Origin of the sequence: Pantoea trifolii, assembly GCF_024506435.1 — a bacterium.
Taxonomy (GTDB): domain Bacteria; phylum Pseudomonadota; class Gammaproteobacteria; order Enterobacterales; family Enterobacteriaceae; genus Pantoea; species Pantoea trifolii.
This window is the reverse complement of sequence record NZ_JANIET010000001.1, coordinates 1,155,425-1,170,354: the sequence shown is the minus strand read 5'-3', so window position 1 is coordinate 1,170,354 and position 14,930 is coordinate 1,155,425. Positions and strand designations below refer to the sequence as shown.

General features: G+C 49.2%; 9 protein-coding genes and 1 pseudogene. 7 read left to right on the top strand and 3 right to left on the bottom strand.

The window, feature by feature from the left end; all coding sequences use genetic code 11:
* Position 1 precedes the first annotated feature (1 nt).
* From NQH49_RS05330 to NQH49_RS05300, 7 genes and pseudogenes are all read left to right on the top strand, one after another.
* Complete coding sequence (locus NQH49_RS05330; protein ID WP_008103789.1) at positions 2–634, top strand: lysophospholipid acyltransferase family protein; 633 nt, start codon at positions 2–4, stop codon at positions 632–634.
* Positions 631–2,385, top strand: a pseudogene (locus NQH49_RS05325) (bifunctional alpha/beta hydrolase/class I SAM-dependent methyltransferase). Before NQH49_RS05330 ends, NQH49_RS05325 begins: the two are co-directional and overlap by 4 nt.
* A 1-nt stretch (position 2,386) precedes the next feature.
* The gene (locus NQH49_RS05320) at positions 2,387–3,706 is read left to right on the top strand and encodes a phosphatase PAP2/dual specificity phosphatase family protein (protein ID WP_256695859.1); all 1,320 of its coding nucleotides are present in this window, start codon (positions 2,387–2,389) and stop codon (positions 3,704–3,706) included.
* Positions 3,691–4,092 (top strand): hypothetical protein, encoded by a 402-nt coding sequence (locus NQH49_RS05315; protein WP_256695858.1) that lies wholly within the window; start codon positions 3,691–3,693, stop codon positions 4,090–4,092. Before NQH49_RS05320 ends, NQH49_RS05315 begins: the two co-directional genes overlap by 16 nt.
* 7 nt (positions 4,093–4,099) lie before the next feature.
* Positions 4,100–5,884 carry a type VI secretion system baseplate subunit TssF gene (tssF, locus tag NQH49_RS05310; RefSeq protein WP_256695856.1) on the top strand — a complete coding sequence of 595 codons (1,785 nt, stop codon included), beginning with the start codon at positions 4,100–4,102 and terminating at the stop codon, positions 5,882–5,884.
* Positions 5,881–6,897, top strand: coding sequence for a type VI secretion system baseplate subunit TssG (gene tssG / locus NQH49_RS05305; RefSeq protein ID WP_256695855.1), 1,017 nt, complete (start codon positions 5,881–5,883; stop codon positions 6,895–6,897). The genes tssF and tssG overlap by 4 nt, the downstream gene beginning before the upstream one ends.
* Before the next feature lie 22 nt (positions 6,898–6,919).
* Positions 6,920–7,684 (top strand): hypothetical protein, encoded by a 765-nt coding sequence (locus NQH49_RS05300; RefSeq protein WP_256695854.1) that lies wholly within the window; start codon positions 6,920–6,922, stop codon positions 7,682–7,684.
* A gap of 119 nt (positions 7,685–7,803) precedes the next feature.
* Here the strand turns inward: NQH49_RS05300 and NQH49_RS05295 are convergent, their stop codons facing one another.
* Genes NQH49_RS05295 through NQH49_RS05285 form a run of 3 tightly spaced genes read right to left on the bottom strand, consistent with a single transcriptional unit; the run spans position 7,804 to position 14,779 of the window.
* The gene (locus NQH49_RS05295) at positions 7,804–11,052 is read right to left on the bottom strand and encodes a type I restriction endonuclease subunit R (protein ID WP_256695853.1); all 3,249 of its coding nucleotides are present in this window, start codon (positions 11,050–11,052) and stop codon (positions 7,804–7,806) included.
* A complete protein-coding gene (locus NQH49_RS05290; protein ID WP_256695852.1) occupies positions 11,049–12,413 on the bottom strand; it encodes a restriction endonuclease subunit S in 1,365 nt (454 codons plus the stop codon). Before NQH49_RS05290 ends, NQH49_RS05295 begins: the two co-directional genes overlap by 4 nt.
* A complete protein-coding gene (locus NQH49_RS05285) occupies positions 12,413–14,779 on the bottom strand; it encodes a type I restriction-modification system subunit M (protein ID WP_256695850.1) in 2,367 nt (788 codons plus the stop codon). The genes NQH49_RS05290 and NQH49_RS05285 overlap by 1 nt, the downstream gene beginning before the upstream one ends.
* Between the last annotated feature and the right edge of the window lie 151 nt (positions 14,780–14,930).

Genomic DNA, 14,930 nt, shown 5'->3' with positions numbered 1-14,930 from the left:
CATGAACCGAATGCTGCGCTGGATCTTTACACTTTGCATCGCCTATCCGGTGGTGTGGATCTGGCTGGGTGTCGCCGTGGCCAACCGCAAGAAGCTACCGAAAACAGGCCCGGCGATCATTGTGGCAAACCACAACAGCCATCTGGATGTGCTGACGCTGTTCACATTGTTCCCCCTCTCGACGCTGGTAAATGTACAGCCGGTGGCTGCGGCTGATTACTTCCTGAAAAACAAAGTGGTGGGTTGGTTTGCGCTCAAAGTGATTGGCATCATCCCGGTCTATCGCGGGGCGCATCAGGCTAATCCGTTGCAGGCCTGCGTCGATGCACTGGCAGAAAAGAAAATTGTGATTATTTTCCCGGAAGGCACACGCGGCGAGCCGGGGAAACTTTCAGAAATTAAATCTGGCCTGTGGCACCTCAGCCAGCAGTGCCCGGATGTGCCCATCATTCCGGTCTATATGCACGGGCTGGATCGCTCAATGGGTAAAGGTCAGAAAATACCGGTGCCGTTCTTTATCGATATTTATATCGATGATCCGCTGCGTTATCAGGACAACAAGGCCGAATTTAAAAGCGCGTTATTAAATCGTTTTGTCGAATTACAACAGCAAGCCATAAGGAAATCATCATGAGCCAGGAAGCACGTTTATTTCAGGAAGGATCTTTTTCAACCAGCGACGGTGAATCACTCTATTTTCGCCACTGGCCCGCGCACGATGCGCAGAGCAAAAAAGTGATTGTGCTATTTCATCGCGGGCATGAGCACTCAGGACGTTTGCAGCATGTTGTCGATGAGTTGCTGATGCCGGATGCCCATTTTTACGCCTGGGATGCGCGTGGACACGGACATTCGCCGGGAGAGCGAGGTTACAGCCCAAGCCTGGCTCGCTCAGTGCAGGACGTCGATGAATTCGTTCGCTTTGTGGCTGAACAAGCCAAGGTGAGCATTGAAGATGTTGTTGTGATTGCGCAAAGCGTCGGCGCGGTGCTGGTTGCTACATGGGTGCATGATTACGCGCCTAAAATTCGCGGTATGGTGCTGGCATCTCCAGCGTTTAAGGTGAAGCTGTATGTGCCTTTCGCACGCGCGGGTTTAGGTTTGCTGCAACGTATTCGCGGTCTGTTTTACGTGAACTCTTACGTCAAAGGGAAATTTCTCAGCCACGACCCAGAGCGCATTAGCAGCTTTGAGCAGGATAAACTCATCACCCGTCAGATTGCCGTGAATATTCTGCTGGATCTGTATAAAACGGCGGAGCGCATTGTTTCTGACTCTGCCGCCATCACCGTGCCAACACAGTTGCTGATTTCCGGCGATGATTTTGTGGTGCACACCAAACCGCAGAAAAAATTCTATCAGGGGCTGCGTAGCGCCATTAAAGAGCAGCATATTTTGCCTGGTTTTTATCACGACACGCTGGGTGAAAAGGATCGCCAGCTTGCTTTCGATAAAATGAAGCCATTTATCGAACAGCTTTACCACGCTGCACCTTACACCTTCGATTACAGCCATGAAGAGCAGTGGAGTCCGGGCGCTGATGCGTACCGTGAGTTGCAGGCACCACCTAAGCGCAGCTCACTACAAGGCATGTCTTACGCTTCATTAAGTTTTGGCATGAAAACCATTGGCAGGCTGTCTAAAGGCATGCGTCTGGGATATGAAACCGGCTTTGACTCTGGCAGCACGCTGGATTATGTCTACCGCAACACGCCTGAAGGCACCGGCATTGTTGGCCGTATCATCGACAGGCAGTACCTCAACAGCATTGGCTGGCGCGGCATTCGCATGCGCAAAGAAAATATCCAGCAGGTGATTGCGCAGGCCGTAGCAAAACTGCAAGAGCACAATTTGCCGATTCGCGTGGTCGATATTGCCGCCGGACATGGCCGCTACGTTCTTGATGCGCTGGAGAAACAGCCGGGAATTGAGAGCATCCTGCTGCGCGATTACAGCGATCTAAATGTGGAAAAAGGCCAGGCGATGATTGAAGCGCGTCAATTAGGCCACCTCGCACAGTTTAAAAAAGGCAATGCCTTTGATTATGACTCGCTCGCCACACTCGCGCCTGCGCCGACGCTGGGCATTGTCTCCGGCCTGTATGAACTGTTCCCGAGCAACCAATTAATCAAAACATCGTTGGCCGGGTTAGCCGCAGCCATTCCGCCGGGCGGCGTGCTGGTTTATACCGGGCAACCGTGGCATCCGCAGTTGAAAACCATCGCATGGACCTTAACCAGCCACCAGAACGGTATTCCCTGGTTGATGCGCGTACGCAGCCAGAATTAGATGGATACGCTGGTCGAAGACGCTGGATTTGAGAAGTGCCACCAGCTAATTGATGAGTTTGGCATCTTTACCGTGTCGCTGGCGGTAAGAAAATAGCATGACTGAATCGTTGCTGACACAACGCCCTTTTAGCCCCTCGAAACAGGGGCTTTGCTGGCTGATGTTGCTGGGGCCCCTGTTTTTTCTCAGCTACGGGCAGGTTAATACCTTCACCGCTACCCGCGATGATGTGAAAAGCCTGGTGTTTGCCTGGGAACGGTCGATTCCATTTGTTCCCTGGACTATCGTGCCTTACTGGAGCATCGACCTGCTTTACGGTATTTCACTGTTCATCTGCACATCAAGACAAGAGCTGATGCGTCACGGCTATCGCCTGCTTGCAGCATCGCTGGTGGCTTGTGCAGCGTTTTTACTTTTCCCGCTGACGTTTACCTTCACACGCCCGGAAACCCAGGGTGCCTTCGGCTGGTTGTTCCGTCAGCTTGAACAGTTTGATTTACCCTATAACCAGGCCCCTTCGCTGCACATTATTCTGACCTGGCTGCTCTGGCTGCGCTTTCGCCAGCATCTAAATCGCAATGCGAGAATCGTTGCGGCCAGTTGGTTCCTGCTGATTGCTGTCTCCGTACTAACCACCTGGCAGCACCATTTTATCGATGTAATTAGCGGGATTGTGGTCGCGGTCATCATCAGCTACCTGATTCCGATTAAAGGAGAATGGCGCGTGCAGCGGCCCACTTTGCACGCGCGACGTCTCGCAAGCAAATACTGCCTGGGTGGAATGCTGTTTTTAATGGCTGGAGCCGCAATTCCCTGCGGTTATTTACTGTTGTGGCCTGCGATGGCGCTGCTGGCGGTGGCTGCGGGCTATGCCGGGTTGGGCGTGACGGTATTCCAGAAAAGCAGTTGCGGTAACTTATCTCTCTCCGCACGCTTGCTGCTTTTACCCTATCTGATAGGCGCGAGGATTTCCCGCTGCTGGTTTTCCCGGCATAGCGCGCAAAGTAATGAGATTGTCGCTGGCGTAGCGCTGGGCAGGTTCCCGGGCAAGGTGGAGCAAGATTTTGCCGTTTTTGATCTGACCGCAGAATTACACAAAGGCAACCGGAACGCACAGCGATGGCAGGCCTATCCGCTAATGGATCTGCTGGTGCCCGACATTGCGCATTTGCGCACTGCTGTAAGACAGCTCCAGCAACTGCACCGGGAAAATGACAAGGTGTTGGTTTGCTGCGCGCTGGGTTTATCGCGCAGTGCCACAGTGATTGCGGCGTGGCTGCTGGCGGAAGGACATGCAGCTTCTGTCGTTCAGGCCGTTGAACTCATTAAGTCCCGACGCCCGCAGATTGTTCTCACCCCCGCACACATTGCAATCCTCGAAACATTCAGCAAGGAACAGCTATGTCAGACATCATGATGACCAACCGAATTGTGCAAATTCATCTGGCAAGCTGGCGCTACTTTGCCGCTCTGACACTGCCGCCGTTGGCGCTGATACTCAGCCTTTTCTACTCCGCGCTGAGTCTGCCGTTGATGTTGTTGTTCTTCATCACACACTACTACTGCTGGCGTTTATGGCTCGATGAACGCCTCTTCGCATTGCTCAATAATGAAGAAGATCTTGCTGAGTTTGACCGAGGCATGGCGCAGCTGTGGCCGAAAAAATTTGCCCGCCCGCGTTCTCTGGCAGATCGCCTGCACGGAACAAGAGTCATGTTTTACCGGGCAATGATCTCACTACTGGTGTTGTGGTTGGCTTCACTCTGCTCAGTAATTTATCTGGCACTCACGCTGGTTGAGTAGGTGAACCATGAACGACCATGATTTTCTAAAATATTTCGACAGCGAGATGCGTTATCTGAAAGCTGCTGCGCAGGAGTTTGCGGAGCAGTATCCGGAGGCGGGACGGCGGCTGGGTGTCGACGGCAAATCTCTGAAGATGAATGACTCGGTCGAGCAACTGTTTCAAGGCTTCTCGCTGATGATGGCGCAGATGCGGCGCAAGATTGATGACGATATTCCTGAGCTGACGGAGCCGCTGCTCGGGCATCTGCTACCTGTGGTGAACCGCACGCTGCCATCAATGTCAGTGGTGGAACTTACGCCCGATATGGTCGCTCAGGTACGTGATGCGATGCTTCCGGAAGGCACAACGCTGCTGACCCGACCGATGGATATTACTGGCTTGCGCTGCCCATATCGCACGATCGATGCGCTGAAATTGCATCCGCTGACGCTGGGCGAGATATCGACGCCCTTCCATCCTGATGGACACCAGATGATCTCCCTGCGGTTTTCCCTCAGCCCTCAGGCAGATCCGACCCAAATCGATCTCAGCGATATCCCGCTCTACATCCACGGAGATCGCCCGGTGCAGTCGCTGATGTATCAGGCCCTAACCAACCATATTGAAAAAATTACTGTTCGCCAGCCGCACAGCGATAACTGGGATCCAAAACCCTTTAGCGGCGACATCCGTGCCCGCTGGCAACAGCACTGGCACTCGGTCTGGCCAGAAAGCGATAGCCCAGCCTTGTGCGGTGAAGTGCGCCCGCTGCTGGAATATTTCAGTTTTCCGGCTCGCTACGCCTTTTTTACTCTTTCGGGGCTCAACACACTTCTCTTCAACGAAAGCTGCCGCGAGGTGATTCTCGATATTCACCTTAGTCAGCCACTTCCGCGTGATATTTCCCTGCCGGCGGACGCGCTGCGTATTCACTGCGTACCGGTGATTAACCTGTTTACGCTGAACGCCGAGCCGCTAAAGGTGAAGCCTGCGGTGCTCGATTATCGTCTGCGCCCGCACCGCCTGCGCGATCAGCACACAGAGATTTACAGTGTTGATGAAGTGGCCGCCAGCGAAACACTGGAAAAGCGGCATTATGTGCCGTATCGGCATTTCCGGCAAAAAGGTGGCATGCTGCAACGCAAAGAGTCCTGGCCGGCGCGATATTTCCATACACGGATTTGGCGGGGTGTCAGCGGTCTTTATGAAACGCTGCTGATGTTAGGCGGCGATGAAAGCGAGACCGACCGAAGCGAGGATGATGCCACTCTGTTTATGAACATCACCTGCACCAATGGTAACTATCCGCGTATGGCGCTGGAGAAAGCCGTATTTGATGGAAGCGCGGTAACCGGCAACCTGACGTTGCAATGCACAACGCGTTATCCCCCTTCTATGCCTTACTACCCGCCAACCACGCAGCTGTTTCAATGGCATGTGATGTCGCTGCTGCATCCGCGCGCCCTGAGCCAGATGATTAGCGACGCTGTGAGCCTCAGAGCCGTGCTGGCGCTGTTTGACTGGAGCAATGACGATAACAACCGCCGTCGCATCAGCGGTATTCGCCATGTGAGCTGGCGTCAGGACTATAACTCGTCGTATCACTGGCACGGGGTGCGTATTCGCGTGGCGCTCGATGAAACCCAGTTCAGCGGCACCGGCGATGCCCGCCTGTTTTGCGAGCTGCTGGAGCAGTTCCTGACGCAGTATGCCAGCGTTGTGCGCTTCACCCAGCTGACGGTGCTGCTGACCGCTTCGGGCACCGAGTGGGCCTGGCCGGAGCGCCGCATTAACAGGGTGTTAATGTGAGCGACGAAAACAACAAACCGTTCTGGCTGGACGATAACGGCAATGACCAGACCGCGCGGTACAACTTTTACCGCTTCTGCCAGCTGCTGGAGCAGACGGCCGGCAGCCGCCTCGGCACAGGCCGCACACCAGAGAGTGATCCGGTGCGATTTCGTCCCAATCCGCATCTGGGCTTTCCCGCCGGGGAGCTAAAACGCACGGAAATTGACGCCGACAACCCGGATGCGATACCGACGGTAAGAACTAACTTCTTCGGCTTGTACGGCGTCGATTCGCCGCTGCCCACCAGCATCATTGATGACATCAACCAGGGACGTGACGGAGCTGATGCGATGGCGGCGTTTCTGGATATCTTCAATCATCGGTTGATGACGCAGTTTTACCGCATCTGGCGCAAGTACAGCTATCCGGCAACCTTTGAGCCAGGCGGTAAAGATAGGGTGTCGCAAAGCCTGATGGCCTTAACCGGGATCACCCACAGCGGTGACCAACCTTCGTCACGCCTGCTGGCGATACTGAAACCATTGCTGCATACCACGCACACTGCTGAAGGTATTGCAGCGGTGATCAACAGCCAGGCACCGAACACCAAAGTTGAGGTTTTCGCACACCATCCAGTGACGATGCCAGTGGCGAAACGCGCCCGACTTTCAATGCGCAGCGGCATGACGCTTGATCAGAATCCGATACTGGGCGATGAAACCCGCGTGGCTGATTACTGCTCACGGGTTGAGCTTTCAACAGACGATCCTGATGAGGCAAAGGGTTGGATGCCTGACGGACAGCTCAGGCAGGATGTGAAGGCGCTACTGAGCACGTATCTGGGCTGTAACTATGATTTGCGGTTTTGGCTGACGATTCCAACTAGATTGCTGCCAATGCCGCGGCTGGGCGATGCCGGGTTATTTAGTGGATACAATATGATGCTGGGGTTGAGGGAGGATAATTTGAGTGCGATGCCGGAAACGGTGCGCATCAAAGTGGGAAAACTGCGAAATAGTCACGTTAAATAACATAAACATCGAGAGTGAATGAATGGAAGAAATAAACTCAACAATCAATTTCTCAACGTTAATAAGCACCGAGTCTCTTAAATTATCTCTAGGTGTACTTATCCCAGGGTTAATAAAAGCAGCGTGGCCCATCATAAAAAGGTTGGCAGGTATTCATTATGCTGAGAAGGCCACAGTCACTGAAAAAAGAGCAAAAGCACTTGCCTGTATTTCTAACCTATATGCAAAAAGTATAAATACAGCCACTGAGAATGCTGCCAAGGCACTTTATGATGTAATAGGAATGCAGTATTCGGTAAAAATAAACGAACTACTTTTGACATTCCTCAGAGAGCGAAACATCAGCTATGAAGACCGAAATTTTCAAGGTTTTATTAAAACTCCTTGCATCGAGGACATTCAGAACGACTCGTTTAATAGTTACAATAAACGATACAGAAAGTTAAGAGGTTTTCAACTCGCATTCATCAGTATCATTTCGCTAATTCTTCTCACTGCTCTATTTGTATTTGTAGATATAGGTAAAACCTCATCTGGAAGTGAACAAGTGTTTTTCATTGTACTCGCTATCTCCGCCTATTTTTTAAATGTATTGTGGATCCTTTTCATGATGAGTCAGTTTGAAAAGTTCAGAAGAGCAAGAATTTTTTACAGAACATTTTCTCCCTGGCTGCAACAAAAATTGCGTGAGGAAGCTGATATTCAGACAAAACAACAACAGAAGCTGAACTGGCAGAATAAATATTTGCGCACAGACACGAAAATGTTACATCACTTTTATGATTGAACTTCTGACCTGCCCCATTCAGAAACAGGATTCAACATAATAAATATCCAATTGTTTTTTCTACAAGCATATTAACAAGTGTATTAAGGATAACGAGGCAATATTCTGCCTCGCATCTTTTAAGCGCCTTTCAACATATCAAACACCACTCTGGCAAATCCTTTCGCAAGCTCCGGATTCGACAAGTACTGAATCATCATCTCCTGATGCGCATCATTGCTATCCATTACGGCATCATCAATCGCTTTCGGGAAATCTCCCAGCATTGCCTGTTCGCGCGTATTGTTGGCAATTTGCGTCATTACCGCCTGGTTCTCAGATAACTTGTCTCGTACGGCAAAAGCATAATTAATCATGTCTTTATCGCTAAGATTGTCAGTAATAAAGAGGTCATTCAGACGCGCCAGTATATTTGAAAGGAACTCTTCTTTTGGGTTCTTAGGCTTTGCAGTGCCTATGTCATTGCCGGGTTTGAGTTTGTACTCTTCGGCATCCTCTTGCAGTTTCAGATGCTGCTCATGGAGCTTTGACAAACGATAATGGCTCATCTCAACATTACTGAGATCGACCTCATCTTCTGCAATACGCTGTTCATGCAACATTGGGCGCAAGTGGCGAGCAAACAGGCTTAGCTTTTCCAGATCTTTGTCATCATAGTCAACAATCTGGGACATAAACTCGTAGAAACGAACAAAACTACCGAGATCTTTTTTGAAGATATCCAGCTTGTCTTTTTCCTGCTTGCAGGCTTTAAAACTGTTTTCTGCATTGGTGATTAGCACCACGTCGCCAGTCTTTTTTGTGCGTTCAAACATCTCTTTGGCCAGCACATAAGCATCAATCGCTGAGCTATAACGCAGCTTCCAACGATCAACTGCCGGCTTACAAATGTTACTGATCGCTGCGTTAGATTTATTCTTAGTGAAAAATGCGTCACAGAACTGCTCTACTTCATTCCAAAGGAAAATCCCGCTGGTGCGCAGTTTGTCGAACAACTCGAACACTAATTGCGGATCGCTAACATCGGTTAATTCCGCTGTTTGGTAATACGGTTGGAAAGCCTCAAGAATCTCATCTGGCTCATTCCAGAAATCGAGTACAAATGTGCCTGATTCTGCTTTGCCCGGATAAGTGCGGTTCAGTCGGGAAAGTGTCTGAACGCATTCCACTCCACCTAATGCTTTGTCCACATACATGGCACACAATTTGGGCTGGTCAAAACCGGTCTGGAATTTGTTTGCCACCAGCATCACTTGATAATCATCGCTATCAAAGGCTTTACGCATATCCCACCCTTTCAGGCCGGGGTTCATATTGATTTCAGTGAATTTCTGATTCAGGAGCGCAAGCGCGTTATGATCGCTTTCGGCAAACTCAATTTCACCGGAGAAGGCAACCATCGCGTTAATTTTCTGGTAGTTGTTTTCTGCGATGTATTTATCAAACGCCAGCTTGTAGCGCACCGCCGCTTTGCGTGAGCTAGTAACCACCATCGCTTTAGCCTGTCCGCCCAGCAGATGCATCACATGCTTACGATAGTGCTCAACAATGACCTTCACCTTTTGCGAGATATTGTGCTCATGCAGCGATACCCACTGGGTGAGTTTTACTTTGGCTTTTTTGCTATCAACTTCACGGTCCGGATCGTCCAGCTTTTGCAGCAGCTTATAGGCCACCTTGTAATTGGTGTAATTCTTCAGAACATCGAGAATAAAACCTTCTTCAATAGCCTGACGCATGGAGTAAACATGGAACGCTTCTGGCTTATTGGTTCTGGAGGCTGGCTCATGTGGATTAGGGCGACGGCCAAAAAGCTCCAGCGTTTTCGGTTTTGGCGTAGCGGTGAATGCATAGTAGTTGAGATTACTGCTGCCTTTACGCGCGGCAACCGTAGCATCAAGAATATCCTCTGACGACATCACGACATCGTCATCCGCTTCTTCAGTCATCAACACTTCTTTCAGCTGACGCGCGGTGGATCCACTTTGCGAAGAGTGCGCTTCATCGGCAATCACCGCATATTTACGTAGCTTGAGGCTGACACTGTTTTCAATCGCTTTGAGCACAAACGGGAAGGTCTGAATAGTGACGATGATAATCGGCTGCGAGTTTTCAAGCGCACTAGCGAGCTTTTCCGACTTTGAACCATCTCCCTCTTTGTTGTTGATGCGCCCGACCACACCATCCTGATGCTCAAACTGGTAGATTGTGTCCTGCAGCTGATCGTCCAGCACGGTTCGGTCAGTGACAACAATCACCGAGTGGAACTGCTTCTCACCTTTCTCATCGTACAGCCGCGATAGCTGATGAGCGGTCCAGGCGATGGAATTGGATTTACCTGAACCCGCACTGTGCTGAATCAGATATTTATTACCTGTCCCTTCCTCTGCTGCCGCCGTGATCAGTTTATTAACCACATCCCATTGGTGATAGCGCGGAAAGATCAGACTCTCTTTTTTATACTTAAGTCCCTGCCAGTCTTCTTTCTCTTCAATTTGCAGATGCACAAAGCTGGCAAGAATTTTCAGCAGATTTTCCGGCAGCAAGACCTCATTCCACAGATAGCTGGTGGCGTAGTCATTTTCATTTTCCGGAATATCATTGCCCGCGCCGCCCTCTTTGGTGCCTTTGTTAAACGGCAGAAAGAAGGTTTTATCACCGTCGAGTTTAGTTGCCATAAACACTTCATACTGGCTGACGGCAAAGTGCACCAACGCACCGCGTTTGAATGTCAGCAGCGGTTCCGTTTTGTTAGTGCCGGGGTCTTTTGGCAGGCGCGTTTTCTTATATTGGGTGATGGCGTTTTGTACTGCCTGCTTAAATTCAGATTTTAGTTCCAGCGTGGCAATCGGCAGGCCATTCACAAATAGCACCAGATCAATACGCCACTTCTTCGCTTTTATGCCTGACTCTTCAAATACCGCTTTGGAAGCGTGCGGGCTGTAAACCAGCTCGGGCACAATACGACAGATGTTTTGTTTATAGCGCGTCAGCGTGTCCGGATTGAGGTTATGTTCCGGTTTGAACTGACACAGCGAAAAACGCGCGCTATGGCTCTTGATGCCGTGACGTAATACGCCGAGCGTACCGTAAGTGCGTGAAAGCATATCGGTAGCGTTGATATCAGCTTTTTTGAGTTGCGCCACTAGCGCATCAAAGAAGTGACGTTCGGTGTCGGTGGGATAAATTTTGGCAAACTTCTCCCACTCCTGCGGCTGCGTGGTTTGCACGAATGTCAGCGCATCCTGTGAATAGATCGCGCGCTCGCGATCGTAGCCGTCGGCTTTGCCAACACTCCAGCCACGATCGACCATCTGCGCAATCATTTCATCCTGAAAAATCAGTTCCTTGGTGCTGTCCATGCTCATGCGGTAGTCTCCTGTAGCTCCTCAACTTCCTGCGTGTCGGGTGCAACCCAGTCGCGCACGTCGATTTTTCCGGTGACGGCGGCGGAAATTAGGGCGGTGCGGCGTTCTCGTAATAAGGTAATTTGATCAATGCTTAGTTCTTCAGTCGCTTTTAATCTTTCGAGTTGAAGTTTAATAAACTTTAGAATCTCCTTCCTTTCTTCTACTGGAGGAATAAGCAATGGAGTTTCTTTAATATTTGTTGACGAAATGGATGCAAGGTTCGTACTTTGCTTCGCCACTCGGTAGAAATAAAATTTCGCATAAGCAGCTCGAGTAAGCATATCTAGCCATTCTGATTCAATGTTTTTAGGCCTAATTGAAAACACATGGTTTTGATGAATGCAATTATTGATTGGTGCCATCCATACCGCTCCACGACCTAATTGGTCATTATCCCCCCCCTCATTCATCAATACATCACCATTGCGAAGTAAGTATCTTCCCAACTGACTTGGTTCAATATCTATGTTATGTACATCTTCAAGGTCAAGATAACCATCTTGAACATTGGCCACACGAAGCATAGGTACTGAAATACTTTTTTTACCTGTGAGATCTTTTCCTTTAGGGATTCCAGATTGTAGGCTTGCCGTATGTTTTAATCTACGTACGATCCAGTGCTCCGGAACTTGCCCCAACCAGTCAACACCAGAATCTTTCATGGGCACATCAGGATTTAGACCTTTGGTGACGGCATGGCTAATAACTGCCATACGTTTTTCTTTAAGCAGTTCAATGAGTTGTTTTTGCTTCTCGATAAGCTTATCAATTTTTGCTGTTTCGAAATCAAGAAAAGCGGCGATAGTATTTTGTTCACACAATGAAGTTAGTGGTAGGTCTATTGCGCTAAACTGCTCATAATTAATTGATTTCCCATCTCTCAAACTGTCTGTTGACGACTGTAATGCAGCAATGAAAGGCATGCATTTAAAAAGATAACGATAATAACCGTAACTGATTGGTTTAGAATTTTTCAGTACAGTGTAAGCAGGTGACACACAGCCAGTGTACTGGCTATGCTCAATACCTCCTTCAAAGCTACGTAGACTTATAACAAAATCATTTTCTGCAACATGCCTAAAAGAATCAGTTCCTTTTAATGCAAGCATCACTTTTGAGTCATTAAGTTGCATCATTAGCGACTGGGGAATAACTCCATACCTTTGGCTTGCCGCAAGTTGCTCATCACCCTTTTCAGCCGGTATACGCACACTTTTAAACATTCGTTTTCCGGAAAAAGTTTTCCAATGGTCAGGGATCGACCCAAGCCATTCAATTCCAGAATCCATATACTCCGGATACGCCTTATACTTAGACATCACGAATGCACCTCCTGCAGCAGCTTCATAATCTCGGCGCTGACCGCATCCAGATCTGCATCAATGTCCTCCAGCGGGCGTGGCGGCTGATAAACATAGAAGTGCCGGTTAAACGGAATCTCGTAACCAACAATACCAACCTCACCATCTTTCGCATCACGCTTGTCGGCATTAATCCACGCATCCTCCACATGCGGTAGCACTTCCGCTGTGAAATAATTTTCAATCAGATCACTGGTGGCAACATACGGATTTAGCGGTACGTTCTCGTTATCACGCAAATCGCCATCCTGCTCAAACTCTACAACTTTACTTTTGTACTCAAACGCACCGTAGAGCGGCTGGGCATTCTCTTTCAGCACCTTCTTCACTACCGGCTCGGCAGCCGGGTTTTTAATGGTGATAGCGTCGATAAACTGTTTATTCTCTTTGTTATCTAGCTTCACGACTGCAGTTTTAATCGCACCTTTCAGGGTGAGCTGGAACTGGTTAAAGTCATCGCTAACCTGCGTTTTGCCTCCCGCCTTAATATTCAAGGCAGTCTGAATCTGCCGCGCCTTATCCATCAATGTGCGTTGCGCCAGCCACAGCTTGCTGTCCAGCAAATCCTTAATCTGCTTTTCTTTCAATTCAGCAAACTCTGCTTTGATAATCACGCGAGCTTCAGCTTCGATCGCTGAAAAATCACCGTAATTATCATCCTGCCACTGTGCAGAAAACGCTTCGTATAAACGCTCCATCGGTGCATTAAACGGCTTCGGTGCAAAGCGCAGGGTTGCAATTGCTTCATCGGTCACCTGCGCAGACAAACGCAGTGGGCGTTCAATGGTCAGGCGGCGATAACCAAACTCTGTGGTGCCAAAGATTTTGCTGGCGAAGGTTTTCGTTGTTTCGGTTTTAGCCGAGGCAGACTGACGGCCACGGTTAGATTTCTGCTCTGGTGCTTTTTCTAGCCCAAGCTCATCCAGCGAGGTCGCATCAACGACCTTGAAATCGCCGAAAGTCTGCGTAATCAGCTTGATATCGTCTTCACCCATCAAGTTGCGTTTTGAGCCCAGCGATTTACGCATTTTTCCGCACAGGTTGGTGCCATCGATCAGCTGCACTTTGCCTTTGCGTTCTGCGGACTTCTTGTTCGACAGGATCCAGACGTAGGTTGCGATACCGGTGTTGTAGAACATATCCGTTGGCAGCGCGACGATGCCTTCCAGCAGATCGGCTTCCAAGATATAGCGGCGGATTTCGCTCTCACCGCTACCTGCACCGCCGGTAAATAGCGGTGAGCCGTTAAGGATAATACCGATGCGGCCACCGTTGCTTATCGAGCCATCAGCATTGTTGATGCCGCGCATTTTGCTAAGCAGATGCATCAGGAACAGTAGAGATCCATCGGAGACACGCGGCAGGCCCGGTCCAAAACGACCCTTAAAGCCTTTCTGCGAATGTTCATCGTTAATCTCGCCTTCAATCTTTTTCCAATCCACGCCGAAGGGAGGATTTGACAGCATGTAGTCAAACTGGTCGGCAGGCAGTTGATCATTTGACAAGGTATTACCCAGCTTAATGCGGCTAACATCCTGACCCTTGATCAGCATATCGGCTTTACAAATAGCATGAGATTCGGGATTGAGTTCCTGGCCAAAGGCACGCATTACCGCTTCTGGATTGAGATCGTGCACATATTCCATACCAGAAGATAAGAACCCGCCGGTTCCGGCAGTAGGATCATAGATAGTACGGATAATGCCGGGCTTACTTAGCGCGTCGTCATCTTCCATGAACACTAAAGAAGTGGTCAAACGGACAATATCACGTGGGGTAAAGTGCTCACCGGCGGTTTCATTGGAACTTTCAGCGAAGCGGCGGATCAGCTCTTCAAACACCAATCCCATGTCATGGTTAGATATTCTTTTTGGGCTGAGATCAGTTACCGCAAACAATTTGACCACTTTGAACAGTAGGTTAGCTTGCTTTAACTCACTCACATATTCGCTAAATTTGAACTGTTCGAAAATCTGACGTGCATCATTAGAAAAGCATTTGACATAATTCAGCAAATTATCTGCGTTATCGCTTTGGCCCAACTTGCTTAGATTCATGGGAGAAGTATTAAAAAAGGACAGACCATTAGTTGCGCGTAGCAGAAACTTTTCCTTAGCGTCTTCAGGCAAGTCTTTCATTGACTCAAGCTTTTCAGCCTGAGACAACACTGCATCTTTACTCTCCTCAAGCACACACTCAAGTCGACGCAGCAACGTAAATGGCAGGATGATGCGACCATAAAGTGACTGTTTGAAATCTCCGCGAAGAAGGTCGGCAACCGACCAGAGAAATGCGGCAGTTTGAGAAAAATTATGATTGGACATTATGCAACCTGAGTTAAGGCAAAGTGGTTAGTTCTACTATTGCGGCAATTGTATAAAGGATTGCCATATATAAAGGTCATTGGCGAATAGCACTTCAATAACTGCTTTATATAAGAGTAGATCTAAGGGATTGGGCAAAATAATACAGCTA